The 22,820-nt window shown below is 69.1% G+C and carries 23 protein-coding genes; 15 read left to right on the forward strand and 8 right to left on the reverse strand.

Annotated features, from left to right (window positions below; all coding sequences use genetic code 11):
* Positions 1-1,200, reverse strand: a complete 1,200-nt coding sequence (locus tag ABD210_RS10115) for an MFS transporter (RefSeq protein WP_344110757.1) — start codon at positions 1,198-1,200, stop codon at positions 1-3.
* A gap of 88 nt (positions 1,201-1,288) precedes the next feature.
* Between ABD210_RS10115 and ABD210_RS10120 the strand changes: the two genes are divergently transcribed.
* Positions 1,289-1,603 (forward strand): ArsR/SmtB family transcription factor, encoded by a 315-nt coding sequence (locus ABD210_RS10120; RefSeq protein WP_344110758.1) that lies wholly within the window; start codon positions 1,289-1,291, stop codon positions 1,601-1,603.
* Between the two features lie 187 nt (positions 1,604-1,790).
* On the opposite strand, the gene ABD210_RS10125 is transcribed toward ABD210_RS10120, so the two are convergent.
* Positions 1,791-2,918 carry a mandelate racemase/muconate lactonizing enzyme family protein gene (locus ABD210_RS10125; protein ID WP_344110759.1) on the reverse strand — a complete coding sequence of 376 codons (1,128 nt, stop codon included), beginning with the start codon at positions 2,916-2,918 and terminating at the stop codon, positions 1,791-1,793.
* 173 nt (positions 2,919-3,091) lie between these two features.
* Between ABD210_RS10125 and ABD210_RS10130 the strand changes: the two genes are divergently transcribed.
* On the forward strand, positions 3,092-5,353 hold the full coding sequence (locus ABD210_RS10130; protein WP_344110760.1) for an outer membrane protein assembly factor BamB family protein: 2,262 nt from the start codon (positions 3,092-3,094) through the stop codon (positions 5,351-5,353).
* A gap of 43 nt (positions 5,354-5,396) precedes the next feature.
* On the opposite strand, the gene ABD210_RS10135 is transcribed toward ABD210_RS10130, so the two are convergent.
* On the reverse strand, positions 5,397-6,275 hold the full coding sequence (locus ABD210_RS10135) for a Gfo/Idh/MocA family protein (protein ID WP_344110761.1): 879 nt from the start codon (positions 6,273-6,275) through the stop codon (positions 5,397-5,399).
* 137 nt (positions 6,276-6,412) lie between these two features.
* Between ABD210_RS10135 and ABD210_RS10140 the strand changes: the two genes are divergently transcribed.
* The 3 genes from ABD210_RS10140 to tuf all read left to right on the forward strand — a co-directional run bounded on the left by ABD210_RS10140 (position 6,413) and on the right by tuf (position 11,023).
* The gene (locus ABD210_RS10140) at positions 6,413-8,794 is read left to right on the forward strand and encodes a hypothetical protein (protein WP_344110762.1); all 2,382 of its coding nucleotides are present in this window, start codon (positions 6,413-6,415) and stop codon (positions 8,792-8,794) included.
* A 60-nt stretch (positions 8,795-8,854) separates the two neighbouring features.
* Positions 8,855-9,544, forward strand: a complete 690-nt coding sequence (locus ABD210_RS10145; protein ID WP_344110764.1) for a DNA alkylation repair protein — start codon at positions 8,855-8,857, stop codon at positions 9,542-9,544.
* 291 nt (positions 9,545-9,835) lie between these two features.
* A complete protein-coding gene (tuf, locus tag ABD210_RS10150) occupies positions 9,836-11,023 on the forward strand; it encodes an elongation factor Tu (RefSeq protein ID WP_344110765.1) in 1,188 nt (395 codons plus the stop codon).
* A 115-nt stretch (positions 11,024-11,138) separates the two neighbouring features.
* On the opposite strand, the gene ABD210_RS10155 is transcribed toward tuf, so the two are convergent.
* Positions 11,139-11,396, reverse strand: a complete 258-nt coding sequence (locus ABD210_RS10155) for a DUF4031 domain-containing protein (RefSeq protein WP_344110766.1) — start codon at positions 11,394-11,396, stop codon at positions 11,139-11,141.
* Positions 11,393-12,118 carry a copper homeostasis protein CutC gene (locus ABD210_RS10160; RefSeq protein ID WP_344110767.1) on the reverse strand — a complete coding sequence of 242 codons (726 nt, stop codon included), beginning with the start codon at positions 12,116-12,118 and terminating at the stop codon, positions 11,393-11,395. The genes ABD210_RS10155 and ABD210_RS10160 overlap by 4 nt, the downstream gene beginning before the upstream one ends.
* Positions 12,119-13,361: 1,243 nt before the next feature.
* On the opposite strand from ABD210_RS10160, the gene ABD210_RS10165 reads away from it, so the two are divergent.
* The 3 genes from ABD210_RS10165 to ABD210_RS10175 all read left to right on the forward strand — a co-directional run bounded on the left by ABD210_RS10165 (position 13,362) and on the right by ABD210_RS10175 (position 15,236).
* Positions 13,362-14,402 carry a LacI family DNA-binding transcriptional regulator gene (locus ABD210_RS10165; RefSeq protein ID WP_344110768.1) on the forward strand — a complete coding sequence of 347 codons (1,041 nt, stop codon included), beginning with the start codon at positions 13,362-13,364 and terminating at the stop codon, positions 14,400-14,402.
* Between the two features lie 167 nt (positions 14,403-14,569).
* Positions 14,570-14,794 (forward strand): hypothetical protein, encoded by a 225-nt coding sequence (locus ABD210_RS10170; RefSeq protein WP_344110770.1) that lies wholly within the window; start codon positions 14,570-14,572, stop codon positions 14,792-14,794.
* 97 nt (positions 14,795-14,891) lie between these two features.
* A complete protein-coding gene (locus tag ABD210_RS10175; protein ID WP_344110771.1) occupies positions 14,892-15,236 on the forward strand; it encodes a hypothetical protein in 345 nt (114 codons plus the stop codon).
* 44 nt (positions 15,237-15,280) lie between these two features.
* On the opposite strand, the gene ABD210_RS10180 is transcribed toward ABD210_RS10175, so the two are convergent.
* Both ABD210_RS10180 and ABD210_RS10185 read right to left on the reverse strand, forming a co-directional pair.
* A complete protein-coding gene (locus ABD210_RS10180) occupies positions 15,281-15,772 on the reverse strand; it encodes a Clp protease N-terminal domain-containing protein (protein WP_344110772.1) in 492 nt (163 codons plus the stop codon).
* Entirely contained in the window at positions 15,772-15,996 is a 225-nt protein-coding gene (locus tag ABD210_RS10185) for a hypothetical protein (RefSeq protein ID WP_344110773.1), read from the reverse strand. Before ABD210_RS10185 ends, ABD210_RS10180 begins: the two co-directional genes overlap by 1 nt.
* 125 nt (positions 15,997-16,121) lie before the next feature.
* On the opposite strand from ABD210_RS10185, the gene ABD210_RS10190 reads away from it, so the two are divergent.
* Genes ABD210_RS10190 through ABD210_RS10205 form a run of 4 tightly spaced genes read left to right on the forward strand, consistent with a single transcriptional unit; the run spans position 16,122 to position 19,418 of the window.
* Positions 16,122-16,460 carry an ArsR/SmtB family transcription factor gene (locus ABD210_RS10190; protein ID WP_344110774.1) on the forward strand — a complete coding sequence of 113 codons (339 nt, stop codon included), beginning with the start codon at positions 16,122-16,124 and terminating at the stop codon, positions 16,458-16,460.
* Positions 16,457-17,557, forward strand: coding sequence for an SRPBCC domain-containing protein (locus tag ABD210_RS10195; RefSeq protein WP_344110776.1), 1,101 nt, complete (start codon positions 16,457-16,459; stop codon positions 17,555-17,557). The genes ABD210_RS10190 and ABD210_RS10195 overlap by 4 nt, the downstream gene beginning before the upstream one ends.
* Before the next feature lies 1 nt (position 17,558).
* The gene (locus ABD210_RS10200; protein ID WP_344110777.1) at positions 17,559-18,155 is read left to right on the forward strand and encodes a dihydrofolate reductase family protein; all 597 of its coding nucleotides are present in this window, start codon (positions 17,559-17,561) and stop codon (positions 18,153-18,155) included.
* A gap of 54 nt (positions 18,156-18,209) precedes the next feature.
* Positions 18,210-19,418 (forward strand): MFS transporter, encoded by a 1,209-nt coding sequence (locus ABD210_RS10205; RefSeq protein ID WP_344110779.1) that lies wholly within the window; start codon positions 18,210-18,212, stop codon positions 19,416-19,418.
* Here ABD210_RS10205 and ABD210_RS10210 read toward each other — a convergent pair.
* Entirely contained in the window at positions 19,384-20,055 is a 672-nt protein-coding gene (locus ABD210_RS10210; protein ID WP_344110781.1) for a peptidyl-tRNA hydrolase, read from the reverse strand. The two genes, ABD210_RS10205 and ABD210_RS10210, sit on opposite strands and share 35 nt — an antisense overlap.
* A 49-nt stretch (positions 20,056-20,104) precedes the next feature.
* On the opposite strand from ABD210_RS10210, the gene ABD210_RS10215 reads away from it, so the two are divergent.
* The 3 genes from ABD210_RS10215 (at position 20,105) to ABD210_RS10225 (ending at position 22,767) form a co-directional block, all read left to right on the forward strand.
* Entirely contained in the window at positions 20,105-20,896 is a 792-nt protein-coding gene (locus ABD210_RS10215; RefSeq protein WP_344110782.1) for a thymidylate synthase, read from the forward strand.
* Positions 20,893-21,354 (forward strand): dihydrofolate reductase, encoded by a 462-nt coding sequence (locus tag ABD210_RS10220; protein ID WP_344110783.1) that lies wholly within the window; start codon positions 20,893-20,895, stop codon positions 21,352-21,354. The genes ABD210_RS10215 and ABD210_RS10220 overlap by 4 nt, the downstream gene beginning before the upstream one ends.
* A gap of 123 nt (positions 21,355-21,477) precedes the next feature.
* Entirely contained in the window at positions 21,478-22,767 is a 1,290-nt protein-coding gene (locus ABD210_RS10225) for a toxic anion resistance protein (protein ID WP_344110784.1), read from the forward strand.
* Positions 22,768-22,820 lie beyond the last annotated feature (53 nt).

Below are 22,820 nucleotides of genomic sequence, written 5' to 3' on the forward strand. Positions count from 1 at the left end.
TCAGTCAGCGACGACTGCGGGGCACTCCTCTGCTTCGAGCGGCTCGAGGTGCTCGATCTCCTGCAGCGCCGGGTTGCGCCGCAAGGTGACAAGCAAACCGAGCACGACCAAGCCGAGCACAGCAGCGATGGACGGCAGCAGCTGCACGCCGACCAGCTTGATCACCAGCCCTCCCATCACCGCGGACAGCCCAGCGCCCAGGTAGATCGCCGACGCGTTCAGCGCGAGCAGCAGCCCACCCTCAGAACCCAGCTCCAGCAGCAGGTTCTGGATTGGCGGGTTGAAGGCCCAGGTGAACAGGCTCCACACAAACAGCGCTGTCCCGGCGCCTGCGGCGGACGTCGCGGTCAACGGCAGCGTCGCAATCACCACGATGAAGCCAACAAGCGCGACAGTCAGCGTCCGCAAGCTACCGAAGCGATCGGTTGCCCTTCCACCCAGCAGATTCCCCAACACCGCCCCCAGCCCGTAAACGAGCAGCAGCACGCCGACCACGCTCCCCGAAAGGTGCGCGGTCTCGGCCAGCAGCGGCACCACGTAGATGTAGACGCCCATTGTCGCCAGTACTGCTAGCACGGTCATCGCAAGCACGATCTGCACCCGCCGGTCAGCCGCACCCGCGAACCGCTCCCGCAAGGTCACAGCTGGCGGTGCATCAACCCGAGGCAATGCAGCCCGGACAGCCACGGCAACCAGCACAGCAACCGCGGCGATCAACCCGAACACCCCGCGATACCCGAGGCTGCCACCGAGCAAGCTGCCGGCCGGTACGCCGAGCACCAGCGCGAAGGTCAATCCACCGAAGACCACGGCGACGGCCCTCCCCCGCTCTTCCGGCGGCAGGAATCCCGTGGCGAACAGCGTGGCCGCCGGGGTGTACGCGGCCGCCCCGAAGGCGGCCACGACCCGTCCACCGATCAGCACCGGGTAGTTCGTCGCGACTGCGGCGATCACGTTGCCCAGCGCGGCTGTCAGGAGCGCGGCCAGCAGCAGAGTGCGGCGCTCCCACCGGCCCGTCAACGTCGACAACAGCGGCGCGCCGACGGCGTACGAGAGGGCGAACGCGGTGGCGAGCTGGCCCGCTGCCGTCAGCGAGACGTGCAGCTCCGAACTGACCGCGGGCAGCACGCCGGAGACGACGTAGGCGCTGGTGCCGACGGCGAAAGCACCGGCCGCGAGCAGGTAGATGCGTGCGGACATCAAGGACCTTCCATGGACGGACGAATAGTTCGACCGTCATCGTACTACGATCTCTATCGAAGTTCGATAGCCGTCGTACTATGGACGCATGAGCATCTCGAAAGTCCTGCCGCAGCCCGACCGCGAGGAGATCCGCGTCGAGGCCGTCCTGCAGGCACTGGGCGAGCCGGTGCGGCTGCAGATCATCCGCGCCCTGGCGGACGCCCCCGAGGGCATCGCTTGCGGCGACATCGACCTGCCCGTCACCGCCTCGACCCGCGCCCACCACCTGCGCATGCTCCGCGAAGCCGGCGTCCTCACCACCCACACCGAAGGCACCCGCCGCATCAGCACCCTCCGCCGCGCGGACCTCGACACCCTGTATCCCGGCCTCCTGACCGGCATCCTCTCCGCCCAGCGCTGAGCCGCCGGGGGCAGCTGGGGACCTTGGACATCTTGTGGGGACCTGGGTCAGGAAATTTCAGGTCCGAGGTCCCGACGGGCTGTCCGAACCCCGAGTTCTGACCGGAGCCGGGGTGTTTCCCCGTGTCAGGCTGCACCACCCACACCCACGCCCCGCCGTACGCGCAATCAGCGAGGCGGTCCCGGCCCTACCAGTTGGTGATGGAGCCGTCGGGGCGGTGGAGGCGGGGGATCGTGGCGGTCTGGGGTGGGGTGGATCGGGAGAGGTCGGCGGTGATGCCCAGGCCGGGGGTGTCCGGGGCGGTCAGGCGGCCCGGCGAGGCGGAGATTGTGGTGGTGAAGGCGCCTAGGGGCGGGGGGAAGCGGTGCGCCTGTTCCTGGACGCTGACGTTGGGCAGTGCTGTACACAGCTGGGTTGAGGCGGCCGTGCAGACCGGGCCGATCGAGTTGTGAAGGGCCAGCTGGATGTGGTGCGTCTCGCAGAGGGCGGCGATCTTTCGGCCCTCAGTGAGGCCGGTGTGGCCGAGGTCGATCCGCGCGTGGTCGATCAGCTCGTCCTCGACCAACTGCCGGAACTCCCACTTCGTGCAGAGCTGCTCGCCGGCCGCCAGCGGCACGCCGACCCGCCCTCGCAAGGACTTGTACGCCGACAGGTGCTCGCTGCGCAGGGGATCCTCGACGAAGAACGGCCGCACGGGTTCCAGCTCGCGACACAGTTGAACGGCTTCCGCGAGATCCAGCCGGGTGTGCGCGTCGACGAGCAGCTCGACCTCATCGCCGAGTCCCGCGCGTAGCTCCTGCATCAGTTCCACGGTCCACCGGACGGCCCGGCGAGCGTCGTACTCAGGCTCGCGCGGGTCCCAAGCCGTCAACCGCAGATGCCGCCACCCCGCGGCGGCCAGCTCGGAGGCGTGGTTCAACACATCGTCCATGGATCCACCCCGCACATGCGCGTACGCCGGTACGTAGTCCCGCGACCGCCCACCCAGCAAGGAGAAGACCGGTACGCCGAGGGCTTGGCCGCGCAGGTCCCACAAGGCGATGTCGATCCCGGCCAGAACGGACGCGTGGTGCCGGTCGGACGGGAAGAACACCGAGCGGAAGCCGAGTTGCCAGATGTGTTCGATGCGGGTGGCGTCGACACCGATGAGCAGCGGCCGGAGATCTTCGATCACCCCGACGGCGGCCCGCTCCCGGCCCCGCATGCCGACTTCGCCGATCCCGGTCAGGCCGTCGTCGGTCCGGACAACTGCTATCAGCGCCGGCCAGTCGTCCGCGGCGGGCAGCGTCACCAGGTCGATCTCCGCGATCTTCACCCGCCCAACTCCATCACATCCGGCCCACATCCCGGCGCACATCTCGGGGCCACATCCTGGCGCACATCTAGGGGCACATCCCGGCGCACATCTCGGGTGGCTGAACGGGAACCGCAAGCCGATGGTGTGCAGATCGAGCGGCAAGCTTGCGCCCCGGCTGTCAGACTGTGGCGGTGGTGGCCCTGCGCGAACGGTGGAACGAGCTGATCCCGGGCTCGACAGCGTTGGCCGACGATCTGGTCGCCAGGTATGTCGGGCGCAACCGTCGCGCCTATCGCGATCAGTATCTCGACACCGTGCTCACCGCGCTCGATTCGCTGATCCAGCTCAGCACCGATCCCACCTCGGTCCGCCTCGCCGCCTGGTTCCACCGCGCGGTGCACGAACCGGGCGGCGGCCCCGCTGAGGACGCCGAGTCGTCCGCACGGCTGGTCGAGCAGACCCTTCCTGCCTACGGCGTCGACCCGATCCGCATCGCCGAGGTGGCCAGGCTGGTCCGGCTGACCGGCGATCTCGCCACCCCGCCGGTCGATTCCTACGCGCCACCCCGACGCGACGCGAACGGCGATGTACTGCTCGACGCCGTGAACGCCACCCTCGCCACCGCACCCAGCCGCTACGCCGCCCAAGCAGCCGAAGTACGCCGGGACACGGGCGACCGGGCAGCCGCGAGCCAGCGCCGGTACGACGAGGTCCGCGAACTGCTGGACGGGCATCTGTACCGAACGCAGCTGGCTCGACAGCGCATGGGAACGGCCGCTCGCACCAACCTGCAGGCAGAGCTCGCGGGACTCGACAGCGAGCTCCCCGCTCCCTGGCGTGGCTGGCAGCAAGCGGCACTAGCGGCCACGGCCACCTTCAGCGCGATCGCAGCCGCTGTGGTCTCCATTGCGGCAGCCGGAGCCTCCTGGCAGGTTCCAGCGCTGGAATCGGAGACAGGCTGGCCACCTGTCGTCCTGGCCGTCCTCGCCTTCTTCAGTGCGCCAGTGCTGTTCCGCTGCGCCCGGAGCGCCAGCCAGCGAGCCCGCCTGATCTCGGGTGCTGTTGTGGCGGTCGCAGCAACCGGCCTACTCGTCGCCTGGGCCCAGGTCCCGGTGACGAACCCTGCTCTCGGCGTCGGCCTACGAGTGCCGCTGCTGATCTCTGCCCTGCTCCTGCTCCTTGTAGCCGGTACTGCGGGGCTGGTCGCCTCCTTGCTGCGAACGAGAGCCGCCCGCTTCTTGCCGTCGAGAAACCTGGGCCAGCAGCTGGCGTGGCTCGCAGTACCAGGGCTGATCGCGCTGACACTGCTGCTGATCGTGCAGCCTGTGGCACGCAACTACGTGCTCAACTCCAACGAGCGCGTCGAAGGCGCACATCGGCCGGCTGGTGAGATGCCGACCTCGCTCCTGGACGGCAAGGTCGCCTGGGTGAGCCGGGCATTGTCCGGAGCAGGCGCGGAGGAGGCAGTCGGCACGAAGTACGGCATCGCCATTCCGCGGCAGACCGGCGTCGTCGAGATGCTCGATGCGGCCACCGGGGAGCTCCGCTGGCGCTACACCCGCTCCGACTCGGACGAGAAGCCGAACATCTACGCCACGGCGAACGGTGACCTGCTGATCGCGGAGTTCGCGGACATCGGCTACCTCCTGCTCGATGCCAACACGGGCCAGCGGAAGGCGGCCTGGCCGGGCCGGACACGCGACCACAGCATCCAGCAGGCCGATCCGCTGCTCACGGGCGAACAGGTCAGCAGAGGGTCGGACAAGCTGAGCGGCGTCGACCCTGACGGACGGCAGCGCTGGACGTTCGAGCCCGGCAGTTGCACGGACATCGGCGCAGTCGCCACGCGGGACACCGTGGTCACCTTCCTGGGACACAGCTGCGGGGACAAGCCGGACGAGATGACCGGACTGGACCTGAAGACCGGCAAGCAGCTGTGGAGCAAGTCGCCGGCCGACACGTACCGGCGACCCACCGTCGTGGGCGGCTTGGTGGTTGTTGCTGAGCCCGGCGGCGACTCCGACGTACCGGCTGCACTTATAGCGGTCGAGCCGCGGACCGGTGAGACCAAGTGGCGGTGGCCGGTACCGCGCAACTGGGCCTGCCGCACCCTGCTGAACCCGGCTGGGAAGCTCCTGGTCGTGGTCGACTGCCCAGGACCGGACACGCAGGAGAACCGCAAGACCATCGTCACCGCGATCGACGCCACGACCGGCAAGACCGCCTGGCAGAGCACCGCAGCCGTCAGCCCGCGTGCCCGGGTCGCGGTGACGACCGACGCCCGGGTGGTGTCGCTGGTGCGAGGCTCCGACGGCTGCTTCGCGAACGTGATCAGCCGAACCGGCCTCCGCCAGGTCCGGCTGCCCAACGGGATCTCCTGCAGCCGCGACGCCCGGGCAGTCGGCAACCTCCTGCTCACCTCCGGCAACGGCAGCGTCATCGCCCTCCGCTAGTGCCCTGGGCGCCGCGGACTCCCTGGTGTCCCGTAAGCCGGCCTCAACGCCCGAGCTGCTCCTCCGCCGAGGCGAGCAGCTCGACAATGCGGGTGCCGAAGGCGACGTCCACCGGGTGGGAGTCGCCGGACTCGGCCGCGGCGACCAGCTCACTGGCCGCCACCTGGTAGGACTCGACTGCCGGGGTCTCCCCGGGCGGCAGCAGCGCAGTACCGGTCTCTCCCCAGATGCCCGTCTCGAAGTTGCTCCCGGCGGGCGGCGCGAGCAGCGAGAGGCTGCCCGTGCTGGTCGCGCCGGACTCGTGGGTGATCACCAAGTGCACCAGGTCGCCCTCGCCGCCGACGGCCCGGAGTTCGACGATCGGGCCCAGCATGGCGCTGAGGTTGGACAACAGGTGCGGGCCGACGTCCCACAACGCACCCCGCTGCTCGCGGCGCCAGGCCGACCCGGCGTACGGGTTGCCCGGCGCATCGAGCGAGGCGAGCATCCGGGACCAGCCGCCCTTCCACCCACCGGTCGCCTGGACCTCTTCGAAGAACTTCCGGGTTTCCGGGGCGAACCGGCTGGTGAAGAACACCACCGAGGCGATCCCCTCGTCCGCCGCTTCGTCGGCGAGCGCGCGGGCGTCGTCCAGCGAGTCGGCCACCGGCTTGTCCAGCAGGAGATGCTTGCCCACGGCAGCGGCTTCCAGCGCCATTGTTGCCTGAACCTTGGGCGGAACCGCAAAAGCTACGGCGTCGACCGCCTCCAGCAACTCGGCGTAGTCGTCGTAGCCGGTGACGCCGAGGTCACCCGCGAGCTGCGACGCCTTGTCGGCGTTCCGTCCCCATACCCCGACCAGTTCGACGCCTTCCGCAGCGCGCAGACCAGGTCCGTGGGTGGCGTGCGCCCAGGGACCGGTTCCGACCAGGCCGAATCGCATGGTGACCTCCGCTTCTGATGCTGACCCCACCCCACCGCGGCGGTCAGGTGACGAGCCGATATCGCTTTGGCCACGACCCTAACCGGGAACCCCGGATCGGTCGGTACAGGCCTCTGCCGGGTGCAAGACTCGCGGGCATGGACCTGCGCGACCAGTGGAATCGCCTGCTGCCGCACGCGCAGCCGCTGGGCGATGACCTGCTGGCCCGTTACGCAGAGCAGCAGCGGCACTACCACGACCAGCGCCACCTGGCCGAGATGCTCGACACCATCGACGAGCTGGCCGACCTGGCAGACGACCCGGACACGGTCCGGCTGGCTGCGTGGTTCCACGACGCGATCTACGACCCGCAGGGCGACCCCGGCGAGAACGAGGAGGTCTCGGCCCAGCTGGCCGAGCTCGAGCTGTCCGCGTACGGCGTACCCGCTGAGCAGGTCGAGGAGATCGGCCGGCTGATCCGGCTGACCGCCAAGCACGACTGCGAGCCGGGTGACGCGAACGGCGCCGTGCTGTGCGACGCCGACCTGCGCATCCTCAGCCTGCCCGCCGACCGGTACGACGAGTACGCCGTCGGCATCCGCGAGGAGTACGCGCACGTCGCCGACCGGGATTTCGCCCGCGGCCGGATGAACTTCCTGCAGGGCCTTGCCGGGACGCCGCTGTATGCGACCAGCCGCGGCCGCGAGAAGTGGGAGCAGGCGGCCCGCGAGAACCTCCAGCGCGAGGTGGGCACCTTGACCCCGAGGGCGGCCCGTCCGTTCTCCGGCCTGATCCCGATGATCTACCTGGGGGCGGCGCTCGGCGTGATCGTGGCTGCCTCCGTGCTACTCGGCCGGGGCCTCGGCGCCGCGTCGCGCTGGCCCGCCACCCCTGAGGAGGTGACCGGGTTCCCTGTTTGGGCCCCGATCGCCGGTACTGCGGTAGCGGCCGGGCTGGCCTGTGCTTGGTTCCGGCGGGGCCGGCCGCGGCTGGTGACGATCCCGGCGATCTTGTTCGCAGTACTGGGGCTGGTCGCGATCGGAGTCTGCTGGTGGAGTTGGCCGGCGGCGAAACCCGGCGCAGCCATGAGCGAGCGCTGGCCCTACCTCATGCTCGGCTCTGTCGCGCTCGTGCTGGCCGGGGCGCTCCTTGCAGTGGCCCGGCGCCTCCGCCTGGCTCCGCCGTACGCCGTGGCGCCTCCGCGTGCTCTAGGCCTCGGCGTAAGCGTTGTGTGCGCTTCACTGCTCGCTTGGATCGTCGTATCCGCTGGTGAACCGTTCGTGCAGGCGCGGCTCGAGGCTGCCAACACCATCAGCACCACCACCACCGAGAAGCCCGGCGTACTGCCGGTGCAGCTCAATGGTGAGCTCGCCTGGAGCCGGGAAGTCCCCGCGACAGGCGCGATCGCCGGAACCGTCGGTGGAGTGGCTGAGCTGCGCCCGGACGGGGTCGTGATGTCTGACGCGACCACTGGGCAGATCCGCTGGCGCTACTCCCGGGCCGATGTCGACGAAGCCGCCTCCAACGGGTCGCGGGGTCTCCTCGTGTCCAGCGATGGCCGCACGCTCGCCGCGCATCTCCCGTACGCCGGTGGGCGCGCGCCTAGCGGGATCGAGCTGCCGACGTACGCAGTACTGGATGCCGAGAGCGGACAGGTGCTCACCGAGGTCCACACGGAGGGCACGGCTCTTGCGGTGGATGCGAACCAGCTGCTCGTGGCGGAGGGCAGGTACGTCGTGGCGCACGGGGTCAGCAACCCCACACACTGGCGGACTCGGTTGCAGTGCAATGTCACGCAAGGCGAACTGCTGGCGGACCAGGCCGTGGTGGTGGACGCCTGCGGTGGTAGCGGCGCGGTGATCCGCGGACTCGACCTGACGGACGGCAAGCAGCGCTGGGAGGTCGACCTGGGTATCCGGTTCGACCTCAGCGCCGAGCTGGAGCCGACTACCTGGGTAGGCGACCTGGTAGCCGTCCCGGACACCCGCGAGGTCTCCGGGCTGGTGTGGACCGGCGCGGCTGGTGGCACGCTCCACCAGTGGTCCGTCGACGTCGGCGAGGGGCGCATCCTGTGGACTTCACCAGTCGCCGGTACGCCGAGGCCGCGGCTGGGGCCGTCCTCCTGCGACGCCCAGCTCGCCGCTACCCATGCTTCCCTCGTGCTGGTGACCTGTCGTTCCAGCAGCGAGCCTGGCGAACCCCAGACATACGACGTGTCGGCCGTGAGCCCAGCAGACGGAACGCCGCAGTGGCACCACCTGCTGCCGGTGCCACCGAAGCTGCAGCAGCCCGAATACCCGCGTGACGGGTTCGGCCTGCTGCCGGACGGCCGAGTGGTGACACTGATGCCGCAGGCCGACGGCACGTGCTCGCCTGTGATGGTCGGTACCACCGGCATCGTGCCCAGGCCGATCGTGGCAGGCCCGACGGCAGCCTCCGTGGCCGACACGAAGAAGGTCACCTGCGACAAGCCGGCAGTAACCGTCGCCGGCGGCCGCCCCGTCTTCAGCGACGGCACCCGCCTCTTCGCCCTCAGCTAGCCTTCTGCTGCAACCGCCACGGCCTTGTCCTGAACGAACCGGCTCTGGGACAGTCCGTGAATGGAACTCACGGCGGCTGCGCTGATGACCAGATTGCGCGATCACGCACGGCCCGGCGAGGTGATGCACAAGCATTATCCCGGCGAGGGCGACGTACTCGGTGTGCCGATGAGGTCCACCTTCGACACCGCCAAGGCGTTCACCGCGCTCCCCCTGGCCGAGGTGGAGCGCCTGCTGGACGAACCGTCGTACGAGGCTCGGCTGTCCGGGTTCTGCGTGCTCGACTTCCAGGCACGCCGAGCGAAGTTGCCGGACAAGGATCGCCGCGCGGCGTACGAGCTCTATCTGCGCCGGCACGACGCGATCGACAGCTGGGACATGGTCGATCGGGCGGCTCCCCACGTGATCGGGCGCTACCTTCTCGACCGGCCCCGGGATCCGCTCTTCCAGCTGGCGCGATCCGGCGAGCCGCTGCGCCGCCGTACAGCGATCACCGCGCCGCTCTACTTCGCCCGCTTCGGCACCGCCGCCGACCTGACCGACCTCTTCGCGATCGCGGAACTGCTGCTCGGCGAGCATGATCCCGTGGTGTCGAAGCCGGTCGGTATCGCACTGAAGTACGCCGGGGTGCTGGACGAGGCGACTCTCAGGATCTTCCTCGACAAGCACGCCGCGACGATGCAGCGGCCCGCCTTGCGCTATGCCGTCGAGAAGCTGGACCCCGCCGTACGCCGGGCCTACCTGGGCTGAGGAATTCCGTTGCCCCCGGCAGCGTTCCTTTCTACCGTGATGACCATGTTCCGCGCGGATTCTGCTGCGTACCTGTCAGGCCTGGGCCTGACGGGCGCTGCCGCGTGGGCGTCAGCGGATTCAGATCTGTTCACCGGCGCGCGAAGCCGACCCTCCTCCTGCTGAAGCAGGACCCGCGGAGGAGGGTGGCACGGCAACCGGCCCCCTTCCTCGCAGCTCCTTGCTGCGCGGAGGTGTCCGGTCGGGGGTCCTGGCTCGACGAATCTTCTGACCAGCAAGGGAAAACACATCATGGCCAAGAGCCAGTTCGTGCGGACGAAGCCGCACCTCAACATCGGAACCATGGGTCACGTCGACCATGGCAAGACCACCCTGACGGCGGCGATCACCAAGGTGCTGGCCGAGCGCGACCCGAGCGTCAACCGCTTCATCGCGTTCGACGGTATCGACCGGGCGCCGGAGGAGGTCGCGCGCGGGATCACCATCAACATCTCGCACGTCGAGTACGAGACCGCCGCCCGGCACTACGCGCACGTGGACATGCCCGGGCACGCCGACTACGTCAAGAACATGATCACCGGCGCCGCCCAGGTGGACGCCGCGATCCTCGTCGTGTCGGCGCAGGACGGCGCCATGCCGCAGACGCGTGAGCACGTCCTGCTCGCGCAACGGGTGGGCGTCCCGTACCTGGTGGTCGCGCTGAACAAGGCGGACACCGTCGACGACCCCGAACTGCTCGACCTGGTCGAGCTGGAGGTCCGTGAACTCCTTACGGAGTACGGCTTCCCGGGCGACGAGGTGCCGGTCGTTCGCGTCTCCGGCCTGCGTGCACTCGAGGGCGGCCCCGAGTGGACGGCAAAGATCGTCGAGCTCCTCGACGCGGTCGACTCGTACGTGCCGGTGCCGCCGCGTGAGCTGGGCGAGCCGTTCCTGATGCCGATCGAGAACGTGCTCACCATCAGCGGGCGTGGCACCGTCGTCACCGGCGCGGTCGAGCGCGGTTCGCTGAAGCTCGGCGACGCCGTCGAGGTGATCGGTCTCGGCCCGACCGTCGCCACTGTGGCGATCGGGATGGAGACGTTCGGCAAGTCGCTGGAGTCCGCCGAGGCGGGTGACAACGCGGCCGTCCTGCTGCGTGGCGTCAAGCGCGACGAGGTCCGTCGCGGCCAGGTAGTGGCACTGCCGGGCACCGTGAAGCCGCACCGGAAGTTCCGGGCGCAACTCCACGCGCTGTCGACCGCCGAAGGTGGCCGCCACACGCCGTTCGCCGCGGACTACCGACCCCAGTTCTACTTCCGCACCACGGACGTATCCGGCGGCATCGACCTGGGCGACATCGCCCTCGTCATGCCCGGCGACACGATCCAACTGGTCGTAGAACTGGAGAAGCCCATCGCCATGAACACCGGCCTGGGCTTCGCAGTCCGAGAAGGCGGCCACACGGTCGCCGCCGGCACGGTCACCGAACTACTCGACTAACCAGAGGCGCTCACAGGCCTAGGCCTGTGAGCGCCTCTGCTGTGCTTGGCGACAGCAGTCGTCCGACTAGGGCACAGTCGCCGACGGCGACACCCAAACGTCGTTGCCGCCTTGGCTAGGTGCCTTTGCGGTGGCGGAGGCCGGAGGCTATGAGGCGGCGGACCAGGTCTCGGGTGGGGACGGGGGTGGCTCCGGCGGCGATCACTTCGTCGTACTTGTCGGAGGGGACGTCGTAGTGGTCTCGGTCGAACCCTCGCTCGGGGATGCCGACCTTGCGGGCGAAGGCGTGGAGCTCCTCGTACGACTCGTCGCTCACCAGGTGCGACCAGACTCGGTTCCAGCCTGGCCAGATGGGCGGATCGATCAGGATCACACCTGCTCCTTCGCTTCCTGGTCGCGGCTGTCGTGCGCGTCGAGGAGATTGCGCCAGGCACGGACGAAGCGAGAGTTCACGTAGGCCTTGGTCCACGAGCCGTCCTGCCGGACCGACGACCCGACGTGGAACCGCCGTACGCCGGCGCCGTAAAGCCACGGAACATGCTCTGGCTGGAGCGAGCCGCCTGCCATCATCACGCTGGCAACCTGCGGGTCTTCCTTCGCCAGCCGGGTCAGGTCGTCCAGGCCGTGGTGGACCCCGAGAGCCGAGCCGGCAGTCAGGACACAGTCGAGGCCGGGGAAGGTTCGGAGTGCGCGCCAGGCCGGGCGCTGCTCGAGTACGGCGTCGATGGCGCGGTGGAACGTCCAGGGTGTGCCCGCGAAGGTACTTGCGAGAGCCGCGACAGATTCGGTGTCGACCTCGTTGTCCGGGGTCAGGAACCCAAAAACGAATCCGTCCGCTCCGGCCGAGAGGTAGGACTGGGCCATCGCGGTCAGCCGGTTGAGCTCTGCGCCATTGGTGGTGAACGAGTCCGACAGCCGGAGCATCACCCGCAGCGGGAGATCCGTAACCCGGCGTACGGCACTCACTGTCGACACCGACGGACACAAGCCGTCCGCCTCCATCGACGCACACAGCTCCAGCCGGTCCGCCCCACCCTCCTGAGCCGCCTCCGCATCCGCGGGATGCAGCGCGATGACCTCCAGCAACGAACCCATGCGCGCCATCATCCTGCATCCACCGACTCGACCGCCGCATCAACCACGCCGAATCAACCACGCCGACGACACGCCCGTACTCCGCGGCAGCCCCTTGCCGTCGCCTGCCCACGACGCGCGCCGTGCCCTACTGCTTCGCCCAGCCGCGCGAGCCCTGACCTACCGGCCCGACCCGCCGCCCGTCGGCCCCACTCCCCGGCCCGACCCGCCGCGTGAGCCCCACTCCCCGGCTCGACGCGCCCGTCCCACTTGCCGGCCCGACCCGCCGCCCGTCGGCCGCGACTCCCCGGCCCGACCCGCCGCGTCCGCACCACTTGCCGGTTCGACCCGCCGGTAAGTCGCGCTTGGGGCGGCGTGTCCATCCGGTAAGTCGGGGCTGCCCGGCGGGTCGAGCCGGTAAGTCGGGCTGGCGGGGCCCAGGAGCCGGTATGTCGGGGCTGCCGGGCGGGTCGAGGCGGTAAGTGGGTCCGACGCGGCGGGTCCAACCGGGACGTGACTGGGCTCGCAACGTGCTGCGCGGACCACCGCGTCTCCGTCGGCGGGTCGAACCGGGAAGTCGACGACACCGGCCGGACCGCCGAGCCCCCGCTCTCCGGCCCGACCCGCCGCGTGAGCCCCGACTCCCCGGCCCGACCCGCCGCGTCCGCACCACTTGCCGGTTCGACCCGCCGGTAAGTCGCCCCTGGGGCGGCGTGTCCATCCGGTAAGTCGGGGTTGCCCGGCGGGTCGAACCGGTAAATCGGGGCTCACGCGGCGGGTCGAGCCGGTGAGTCGAGGCTGGCGGATCGGGCCGGCAAGTCAGTGCTGGCGGCTCGAACCGGTAAGTCGGGGCTGCCCGGCGGGTCGAGGCGGTAAGTCGGGCTGGCGGGGCCCGGGAGCCGGTAAGTCGGGGCTGCCCGGCGGGTCGAGGCGGTAAGTGGGGCCGACGCGGTGGGTCGAACCGGGACGTGACCGGGGGGCTCGCAAACGTGCTGCGCGGGTGACCGCCGTATCCGTCGGCGGGTCGAACCGGGAGGTCGGCGACACCGGCCGGCCCCCGCCGAACCAGGAGGTCGGAGGCGTGGTGGGTCGACCCCGAAGGCGAAGGGAGGGACACCTCGCCACGAGGCGTGTAAGACGTTGGCTGAACGTTGTCGGCGATTGGCGGGAAATTGCTGTTGCACTGCCAGAGGGTCTTCTGTATCGTTTTTCTAGAACGATTTAGAAGAACGATACAGAAGACTGTCAGCAGGAGGTGGAAGAGATGTCGCCAGGAGTCACCATCAAGACTGTCGCCCAGGCCGTCGGGGTGTCGCCGTCGACCGTCTCGAATGCCTACAACAAGCCTGATCAGCTGTCCGCCGCCCTGCGTGAGCGGATCCTGAGCAAGGCCCACGAACTCGGGTACGCCGGTCCCGACGCGTCCGCCCGGGCGCTGCGGAGCGGTAAGGCCGGAGCGGTCGGCGTGCTGTTCACCGACAAGCTTGCCTACGCGTTCTCCGATCCGTACGCCGTCGGCTTCCTCGCCGGTCTGGCCGAAGTCGCCGAGGAGTTCGCCACCAGCTTGCTGCTGATGCCGCTCAGCTCGTCGGACATCCAGGGCGGCGCCAACGCAGTACGACAAGCTGCGATCGACGCGGCGGCGATCTTCTGCGTCGCGGGCGGCCACCCGGCGCTGGACATGCTGAAGAACCGGGGCATCCCGATGGTCTCCACAGACCGGGGCGACCACCCGGATCTGTCGTGGGTCGCGATCGACGAGGTCGAGGCGGCGGCCAAGCTCGGCCGGCACCTCGCCCGCCTCGGTCACCGCGACCTGGTCGTGCTGGTCGACAATGCGGAGGCCGCCGGCAGCCAGCCGGTGGAGCTGACCCTCGACGAGGTCGGGTACACCGACTGCGAGCTGCGGATCCGCGGCCTGCAGAAGGAGATGCCGGACGCGCGGATCAGGCTGATCTCGGGCGGGCACAACGCCTTCAGCTCAGGGCTCGCCGGGGCCGAGTGGGTGCTCGACTCGCAGCACCGGCCGACCGCGATCGTCGGGCTGAGCGACGTCCAGGCGCTCGGCGCGATGGAGGCGATGAAGACGCGCGGACTGGTTCCCGGCAAGGACCTGACCGTGGTCGGCTTCGACGACATCCCCGCCGCCGGAACAGCGGGTCTCACCACGATTCGCCAACCGATCAAGGACAAAGGCCGAGCCGTCGGCCGGGTGCTGCTCGACCCGGAGGTGAAGGAGCACCAGCTCCTGCTGCCGACCGAGCTGGTCGTCCGCTCCAGCAGCGGGCCCGCCCCTCGCACCTGAACCACCCACGCCGGCGCGACATCCGGCTGCAGACCTCAGTACGGCGGAACCCCGCCGCCCTACCTCGCCGGGCCGACACCCGGCCGCAGATCCCATACCCCTTATTCGACTGACGGCCGCCCGGCCGCTGGTTCTGATCACCATGCTCTTCGGAAAGGAGCACGACCATGACTTATTTCATCGCCGGCAACACCGCTGTGGAGAACGCGCGGTCCCTCGCCCAGTCCGCACTTCCCAACGCTCCCCAGGAGCCGTACTTCGAGCCGGCACCCCGCCGCGCGTACGCCGTCCGTGCCCGCCTCAGCACCATCCTCCGGGTCGCGGCGGCCCACGAACTCAAGCTCGCCGACCGCATCGCCCCCACCCCGCGCTGCGAGCCCTACTCGAGCTGATCCGGCGTCGGCCGGCAAAGACCTCTCCCGAGGCGACGAAACCCCGAGCCGCGCAGGCTTGGGGTTTTGTCGGTCGCGTCTGGCACTCTGAAGGGCGATGAACGAGCCGGGGATCTTGCTGACGGCCCGCGCGATGGTCCTGCACGACCTGGCCGCGCGGGGATTCGACGACGCCGTGATGGTGTCCGTGCTGGAGGATGCCGTCGCCGGACGGCAGTGGTGGCTCGACCAGTGGCCCGACGGGGCAGAGCACATCGCCGGGCTGGTCGCGCAGGACGTGCAGGACCGGCTCGTCGACTCCGGGGTCCGCTGGCCGCGCTGCACGGCGTGCGACGACCTCAACGACCACGAGCTCCGGATCGAGCCCGAACTCGGCCCCGACCCCCACTGGGTCTGCGAACGCGCCGGCATCAGCGTCGCCCCCTTGGGCCGCCTCACCTGACCGACCCTCCACCAGGGACACGCAGCACAGAAGCCGATAGGTCGTCAGTGGTCGCCCTCCTGGGCGGCCTGAACGGCACGGGCGCGGAGGTCGGCGCGATCGACGCCGGTCAGGTCGAGGGCGCGAGGCACTCGGCCGAGCTTGGCGTCGAGGGCACCGACAAGCATGTGGGCGGCACCGATCCGGCCACCGCCGGTCGCGGCTACGCACTCCATAGCCCGCTTGAGCAGGAGCTTCGTCGATTCGCCGAGGTGCGGATTGCGGCCCGGATCAGGTGTTGCCGTCGGCAACTCCGCGACCTCGACCGTGATTCCAGCGACGGCCAGGCTGTCTTCCCACTCACGATCGAGCGCGACTCGCAGAGCATCTCTCGTGAGCCCCACCTCGCCCAGCAGCCGCGCCGCCGAACTGCCTTTCAGCGCGGCGAGCGCGAGCAGTACATGCTCGGCCTCGATCGAAGCCGAACCATCCAGCCGGGCCTCCTCACGAGCACCGTGAACCAGGACCGAACGGACATCCTTGACCTTGGTCGACATCAACGCCTCCTCAGGGCGACGCCCGCGGCGATCAGCCGCTTGGCGTGTTTCTTGTGCACGGCCTGCCGGGTGATCCCCAGCACCTCGGCCACGTCGGACCAACTCCAGCCGGCCCGCATCGCCTGCTCCACCTGGCTGTCCTCCAGCCGATCCGTGAGCCGCCGCAACGCCACCACGGCAGCGAGCCCGGCGCCGGGATCCTCGGGATCCGTCAGTCTCTCCATATCAAAGCAACCTAGGTTGACAACAATAATTTGTCAACCAAAGTTGCTCGAACTGCTCACTTGACCCCTCCAGCGGTTCTGCCTATAGTCAACACATCAGTTGATCAATGAGATGGTTGATAAAAATGACGGTTGATGAGGATGCGATGGACCGGGCCTTCACCGCGCTCGGCGACCCGGTCCGCCGGGCGCTGATCGCGCGGCTGTCCCGCGGCGAGGCGACGGTGAATGAGCTAGCCGAGCCGTTCCCCATCACCAAGCAGGCGGTCTCACGGCACATCCAGGTGCTCGAGGCCGCCGGCCTGATCACCCGCAGCCGCGACGGCCAGCGCCGTCCGTGCCACCTCAACCCGACCGCCCTGGAAGCACTGACGAGCTGGATCGACGGCTATCGACTGACCGCCGAAGCCCGGCACCGCCGGATCGACGCCGTCCTGGAAACCGTGAAGGAGCAAGACCGATGAGCACCAACCCGACCACCATCAGCGCCCCGCCCGACACCCCGTTCATCGAGGTCACCCGCGACTTCGACGCCACCCCCGAGCAACTCTTCCGCGTCTCCACTGACCCGGACCTGGTCGCCGACTGGCTCGGCCCGCGCGAGATCGAGATGGAGCTCCAGCAGTACGACGTACGCCCGGGCGGGAGTTATCGCTTCATCCACCGCGAGCCGGACGGCACCGAGCACGCCTTCCGCGGCGTCTTCCACACGGTGGTGCCGAACGAGCGGATCATCCAGACCTTCGAGTGGGAGGGCGCTCCGGGCCAGGTCAGCCTCGACGACACGTCGTACGAGCCGATCGAAACCGGAGTCCGGCTGCGCACCCGCTCGGTGTTCCCGTCCGTCCAGTGGCGCGACGAGATGATCGCGTACGGGATGGAGCGTGGCATCCGGGACTCCATGGACCGGCTGTCCGAGCTTGCCGCGCAAGAGCCCAAGCCCACCAGGAGCCAGGTCGTCGTCGATATCTCGATGTCCCTGGACGGCTACGTCACCGGACCGGGCGTCGGCTTGGACAACGGGCTCGGTGACGGCGGCGAAGTGCTCCACAGCTGGGCGATCGAAGGTGACGCGGCGGATCGCGCGGTCCTGGACGACCAGTTCGCGCGGACCGGCGCCGTGGTCCAGGGACGCAAGCTGTTCGACATCATCGACGGGCCGCACGGCTGGAACGACGAGATGGGCTACGGCGCCCAGCCCGAGGGCAACACCGCGCCGCCGATCTTCGTCGTCACCCACTCGGCACCGAACAAGACCCGACTGGGCGACAGGTTCCACTTCGTCACCGACGGCATGGAAAGCGCACTGCGGCAGGCCCGGGAAGTTGCTAACGGCAAGGACATCGTAGTGATGGGCGGCGGCGAGATCTGCCACCAGTTCCTCGCAGCCGGTCTGGTCGACCTCGTTCGCCTGCATGTCGCGCCGGTAGTCCTCGGCGACGGCACCCGGCTCTTCCCCGCCGACAGCTCCGCCACGGTCGCACTGGAGCTCGTCGAAGCGGTCTCGACCCCGGCGGCGCAACACCTCACCTACCGCGTCACTCCCCAGAAGGACAACTGACATGGGCAAGGTCATCGCCTCGGCGGCGGTCTCACTGGACGGCTTCGTCGCCGATACCGCTGACGCGGTCGGACCGCTGTTCGATTGGTACAACAACGGCGACGTCGAGCTCTACGGCACCGATTCCGGCCGGGCGTTCCACGTCGGCAAGGCGAGCGCCGACTACATCAACTCGGTCTGGCCGACCATCGGCGCGGTGGTGATCGGCCGGCGTCTGTTCGACCTGACCAACGGCTGGCACGGCGTCCCCGCGGTCGGTGAACACGTCTTCGTCGTCACCCACGAACCGCCGACGGACTGGCCCTTCCCCGACGCCCCCTTCACCTTCGTCGACGGTGTCGAGGAAGCGATCGCGCAGGCGAAGGCGTTCGCCGGCGACCGCAACGTCTCCCTGACCGCCGGCAATCTCACCGGCCAGGCGCTCGAGGCAGGCCTGGTCGACGAGGTCAACCTCAATCTGGTCCCGGTCGTCTTCGGCACCGGCGTCCGCTTCTTCGGCGACTACACGGGCCGCCAGCAACTGTTCGACGACCCCGTGGTCATCCAGGGCGACCGCGTCACCCACCTGCACTACCGCCGCTCCCGCGAGGACCAGTAGGGCTACGCGAAATCAGGTGGAGCAGGATGACCGATCCCTGATCTAGTGACACCCATGCAGACGAACCGCGGCGCGCTGGCGCGCTACTTCGTAGCAGCCAGCCTGGCCCGGGGCGCGGACAGCGGCGCCGCCATCGGTCTCGTACTGCTGGCAGTCAGCCGTCCCGGCGTCTCCTCCCATCCAGAAGCGATCGGCGGCATCCTTGCAGCCGGTCTGACAGCACCGCATCTATTAGGCCCGCTGCTAGCACGACGGCTCGACCAAACCCACGACACCCGCTGGTACCTCTTCGGCGCATTCGTGGTCTACGGCGGAACTCTTGCCGCTGCAGCCCTCCTACTTGGACACGCACCTCTCGCTCTGGTCTTGCTAGCGACTCTGATCGCAGGTGCCTGCGGCCCCTTACTGACAGGTGGCATGAGCAGCCGGGTCGCCGCACTCTGCGGCCCGGATCAGCGTTCGCGCCGCCGCGGCGAAGGCTGGGACTCCGTCAGCTACGGCCTCGCCGGTACTGCGGGACCAGCGGGGGTTGCCGCTCTCACCGGCGCTACCAACGCGCTCACTGCACTCCTTGCACTCAGCGGCGCAGCAGTACTGGCCGCGTTTCTCACGCTGACGCTGCCGGCCGATACGCGGCATGGGGCGGCCCGACCGGAGGCCGCGACCGTCCGCACAGTCCTACTGCTCCTACTGCATGACGGCCCCTTGCGACGGGTCAACTTCGCCACCATGCTGACTGCGTTCAGCGGCGGCGGGCTGGCGATCATCGCTGTCGTGGTGGCGACTCACCTGACCGGCCGGTCCACCGCGGGCGCGGCCCTCGTGGCGCTCGTCGGAGTCGGCAGCCTGGCCGGCTCCCTGCTGCTGACGGCCTTCCCTGTCCGCGGTGAACCCGAACTGCTGACCACTCGCTACGTCAGCCTGGTCGGCTTGGCCACCGGATTGTGTGCGCTGGCGCCCAACTATCCAGTCGCGCTGGTGAGCTTCACCCTGATCGGCCTGGCCAACGCGCCCTTCGTCACAGCGACCTTCGCCGCCCGGTCGGAATACGCCCCGCCGGGGGCACGCGCTCAGGTCTTCGTCACGATGTCGTCGCTCAAGGTCGCCGCAGCCTCCGCCGGCGCGGCGCTGGCCGGAGTACTGACCACTCTGGGCCCGCGGGGCCTACCCGCGGCGGCCGCCTCCGTCGTACTCCTGGGCGCGCTCGGCATGATCGTCGACCGGCGCCTCACCACTGGCGAAGGGCCGGATGGTCAGCAATGACCGTGTACGAACCGGGTTCGACCTCGGTGAAGCCCGCGTCCTGTACTACGGGGAGGCCGCTCGTGAGCAAGGTGCTCCACTGTGCGGGCTCGGCGGTGCGGACGGCCAGCCGGAAACCATCGGCGGACCAGGCCTTGCGCTCGGCCGCGGAGAGCTCGAACCACGCAAGGTGAGCGCCATGCCCGCACTGGGCCATCGCCTTGCCGGTGGACATGGTGAGGCCGGGGTTCACCCACAGAATCGGCAAGGCGGGATCAGGCGCGCCGACCGGCCCAGGGTCTTCCAGGTCGGTGCCGGTGACCTGGAGCTTGGCCAGGTCCTTTGGCACCTCGTCCAACCGCACCGGCGGGAACACTCGTACTACGGCGGTCTCCCCGGTGACGGTGATTCCGGGTAGTGCGGACGCCCGCCGCCACTCGGCGCCACGCGCGCGGCGTACGACCTTCCGGATCCGGGCGTCCTGCCAGTTCCGCATCGCCTCGGCCCATTCCCCGTCGCCGACCGACCGCTCATCCGCCAGCATCGCCAGTACTGCGCGCGCCGCCGTCTCCAGCGCGTCTGTCTGTGCCGGCCGCTCCGCCTTCTCCACCTGCAGCACCAGCGTCAACACGGACTCGACGTCACCCTCAGCACTCACCCATGCGAGTCTGCCAGGTGCCCCTCGCGACGGCTGTTAGGTTGGCGGCATGCGGCAGTATCTGGATCTTCTGGACCACGTCCTGACCCACGGCGTCGAGAAGGGCGACCGGACCGGGACGGGCACGTTGAGCGTCTTCGGGCACCAGGCCCGCTACGACCTGACAGCGGGATTCCCGGCGGTGACCACGAAGAAGCTGCACCTGAAATCCGTGGTCGGTGAGCTGATCTGGTTCCTGAGCGGCTCCACCAACCTGAAGTGGCTGCAGGAGAAGGGCATCTCGATCTGGGACGAGTGGGCCGACGCGGACGGCGATCTCGGGCCGGTGTACGGCTATCAGTGGCGCTCGTGGCCGACTCCCGACGGCCGGCACGTCGACCAGATCGCCGCAGTGATCGAGTCGATCAAGACGAACCCGGACTCGCGCCGCCACATCGTCAGCGCGTGGAACGTGGCCGACGTGGCGGGGATGGCCCTGCCGCCCTGCCACACGATGTTCCAGTTCTACGTCGCCGATGGACGGTTGTCCTGCCAGCTGTATCAGCGCTCGGCGGACATCTTCCTGGGCGTGCCGTTCAACATCGCGTCGTACGCATTGCTCACGCACCTGGTCGCGCAGCAGACCGGACTCGAGGTGGGCGACTTCGTGCACACGCTCGGGGACGCGCACCTCTACCTGAACCACGTCGAGCAGGCGAAGCTGCAGCTCACCCGGGAGCCGCGTCCGCTGCCGACCCTGGAACTCACGCCGCGCGACTCGATCGACAGCTACGAGATCGCGGACGTGCGGCTGGTCGGATACGACCCGCACCCGGGGATCAAGGCGCCCATCGCGGTATGACGGTCATCCTGATCGCCGCGGTCGGCAGCAACGGAGTGATCGGGCGCGACAACGACCTGCCCTGGCGGATCCGCGAGGACCTGCAGCACTTCAAGCAGGTCACCCTCGGCCACACTCTGGTGATGGGCCGCAAGACCTACGACTCGATCGGCCGCCCGCTGCCCGGCCGCCGTACGGTCGTGGTCACCCGGCAGCCCGACTGGTCTGCCGACGGCGTCGAGGCGGCCCACGACCTCGAGGCCGCCCTGAAGCTTGCTGACGGCAAGGACGTCTACGTCGCCGGCGGCGGCGAGATCTACCGCGCCGCCCTGCCGTACGCCGACCGGCTGGAACTGACCGAGGTCGACCAGTCACCCGCAGGTGACGTCACCTTCCCCGCCTTCGACCGCTCCGACTGGCTCGAGACCACCCGCGTTCCCCACGACGGCTTCAGCTTCGTCAGCTACGCCCGCGCCTGAACAACGACTACGCAACGCAAGCGGCGGTTAAGCCTGGAACCGCGTAGATTGTGTGCGCGTCACGGAGTGTGTGACAGGGGATGCGGGCGACGCTCGCGGCAGGCCACTCGGAGGGGAACGACGATGACCGAAGCTGACAACACGCAGGGCGCAGCACCAGCCGCAGGCGCAGCGGCAGTTGCAGGCCAAGGAGCAGCCGCGCCTGCCCAGTCGGCACTGCAGCCGCCGACGGCCACCGCTCCCGGGCTGATACTGACCGCGCCCGCGCCGACACAGCCGGTCGCCGCGACCGCCGCGCCCAGCCTGGCTCCCGCGGTCGATCCGGCCGCGTTGCCCGGCCTGGATTCCAAGGTCGACTCCTTCCTGACCGCGCTGATGTCGGCCGAGCCGCGCTCGCCGGAGTTCGCCGCGAAGGCCGGAGACGTCCGCAGCATGGGTGACGTCGACATCCGGCACGCCGCGGAGAGCTCGAACCGGTTGCTGCAGTCCCCGGTGCGCGCCCTGCAGAGTGGCGGACTAGCCGAAGGCTCGACGGTCGGGAAGACCTTGCTCGAGCTCCGCCGTACGGTCGAGAACCTGGACCCGAAGGAAGCGACCGGGACCAAGAAGTTGCTCGGGATGATCCCGTTCGGGGACAAGATCGAGGACTACTTCCGCAAGTACCAGAGCGCCCAGAGTCACCTCGAGGGCATCCTGCACTCGCTCCGCGACGGGCAGGACGAGCTCGGCAAGGACAACGCCGCGCTGAACCTGGAGAAGCAGCAGCTCTGGGACGCGATGACCCGGCTGAACCAGTACGTGTACGTCGCCGAGCGGTTGGACGCGCGGTTGTCCGCCGGGATCGCCGAGCTGGACGCGACCGATCCGGAGAAGGCGAAGGCGCTGCGCGACGACGTGCTGTTCTACGTCCGGCAGAAGCACCAGGACCTGCTCGTGCAGCTGGCGGTGTCGATCCAGAACTACCTGGCCATCGACATCGTGATCAAGAACAACATCGAGCTGATCAAGGGCGTCGACCGCGCCTCCACCACGACCGTCTCCGCGCTCCGTACTGCGGTCATCGTGGCGCAGGCGCTCAGCAACCAGAAGCTCGTGCTGGATCAGATCACCGCGCTGAACACCACGACCAGCGGCATGATCGAGCGGACCTCGCAGATGCTGCGGGACAACTCGGTGGCGATCCAGCAGCAGGCCGCGTCGGCCACCATCGGGCTGCCGCAACTGCAGGCGGCGTTCGCGAACATCTACGCGACCATGGACGCGATCGACACCTTCAAGGTGGAGGCGCTGGACAACATGGCCGCCACCATCGGCACGCTCGAATCCGAGGTGACCAAGTCCCGCAGCTACCTCGAGCGGGTCGCCCAGCAGGACCAGCGGGTCGTCCAGGGCACCCTCGACCTGGGTCGTTGAGGCGCCCTCACCAACAGCTGCAGTACAAGAGGACAGGGAGCGGGGGTCGGAAC

Source organism: Kribbella alba (assembly GCF_039529635.1).
Classification (GTDB): Bacteria; Actinomycetota; Actinomycetes; order Propionibacteriales; family Kribbellaceae; genus Kribbella; species Kribbella alba.

Coding starts and splice junctions, on each gene's coding strand:
- ABD210_RS10115 (WP_344110757.1), bottom strand. CDS start 1,200: ATGTCCGCACGCATCTACCTGCTCGCGGCCGGTGCTTTCGCCGTCGGC.
- ABD210_RS10120 (WP_344110758.1), top strand. CDS start 1,289: ATGAGCATCTCGAAAGTCCTGCCGCAGCCCGACCGCGAGGAGATCCGC.
- ABD210_RS10135 (WP_344110761.1), bottom strand. CDS start 6,275: ATGCGATTCGGCCTGGTCGGAACCGGTCCCTGGGCGCACGCCACCCAC.
- ABD210_RS10140 (WP_344110762.1), top strand. CDS start 6,413: ATGGACCTGCGCGACCAGTGGAATCGCCTGCTGCCGCACGCGCAGCCG.
- ABD210_RS10145 (WP_344110764.1), top strand. CDS start 8,855: ATGGAACTCACGGCGGCTGCGCTGATGACCAGATTGCGCGATCACGCA.
- tuf (WP_344110765.1), top strand. CDS start 9,836: ATGGCCAAGAGCCAGTTCGTGCGGACGAAGCCGCACCTCAACATCGGA.
- ABD210_RS10160 (WP_344110767.1), bottom strand. CDS start 12,118: ATGGGTTCGTTGCTGGAGGTCATCGCGCTGCATCCCGCGGATGCGGAG.
- ABD210_RS10165 (WP_344110768.1), top strand. CDS start 13,362: ATGTCGCCAGGAGTCACCATCAAGACTGTCGCCCAGGCCGTCGGGGTG.
- ABD210_RS10170 (WP_344110770.1), top strand. CDS start 14,570: ATGACTTATTTCATCGCCGGCAACACCGCTGTGGAGAACGCGCGGTCC.
- ABD210_RS10175 (WP_344110771.1), top strand. CDS start 14,892: ATGAACGAGCCGGGGATCTTGCTGACGGCCCGCGCGATGGTCCTGCAC.
- ABD210_RS10180 (WP_344110772.1), bottom strand. CDS start 15,772: ATGTCGACCAAGGTCAAGGATGTCCGTTCGGTCCTGGTTCACGGTGCT.
- ABD210_RS10185 (WP_344110773.1), bottom strand. CDS start 15,996: ATGGAGAGACTGACGGATCCCGAGGATCCCGGCGCCGGGCTCGCTGCC.
- ABD210_RS10190 (WP_344110774.1), top strand. CDS start 16,122: ATGACGGTTGATGAGGATGCGATGGACCGGGCCTTCACCGCGCTCGGC.
- ABD210_RS10195 (WP_344110776.1), top strand. CDS start 16,457: ATGAGCACCAACCCGACCACCATCAGCGCCCCGCCCGACACCCCGTTC.
- ABD210_RS10200 (WP_344110777.1), top strand. CDS start 17,559: ATGGGCAAGGTCATCGCCTCGGCGGCGGTCTCACTGGACGGCTTCGTC.
- ABD210_RS10205 (WP_344110779.1), top strand. CDS start 18,210: ATGCAGACGAACCGCGGCGCGCTGGCGCGCTACTTCGTAGCAGCCAGC.
- ABD210_RS10215 (WP_344110782.1), top strand. CDS start 20,105: ATGCGGCAGTATCTGGATCTTCTGGACCACGTCCTGACCCACGGCGTC.
- ABD210_RS10220 (WP_344110783.1), top strand. CDS start 20,893: ATGACGGTCATCCTGATCGCCGCGGTCGGCAGCAACGGAGTGATCGGG.
- ABD210_RS10225 (WP_344110784.1), top strand. CDS start 21,478: ATGACCGAAGCTGACAACACGCAGGGCGCAGCACCAGCCGCAGGCGCA.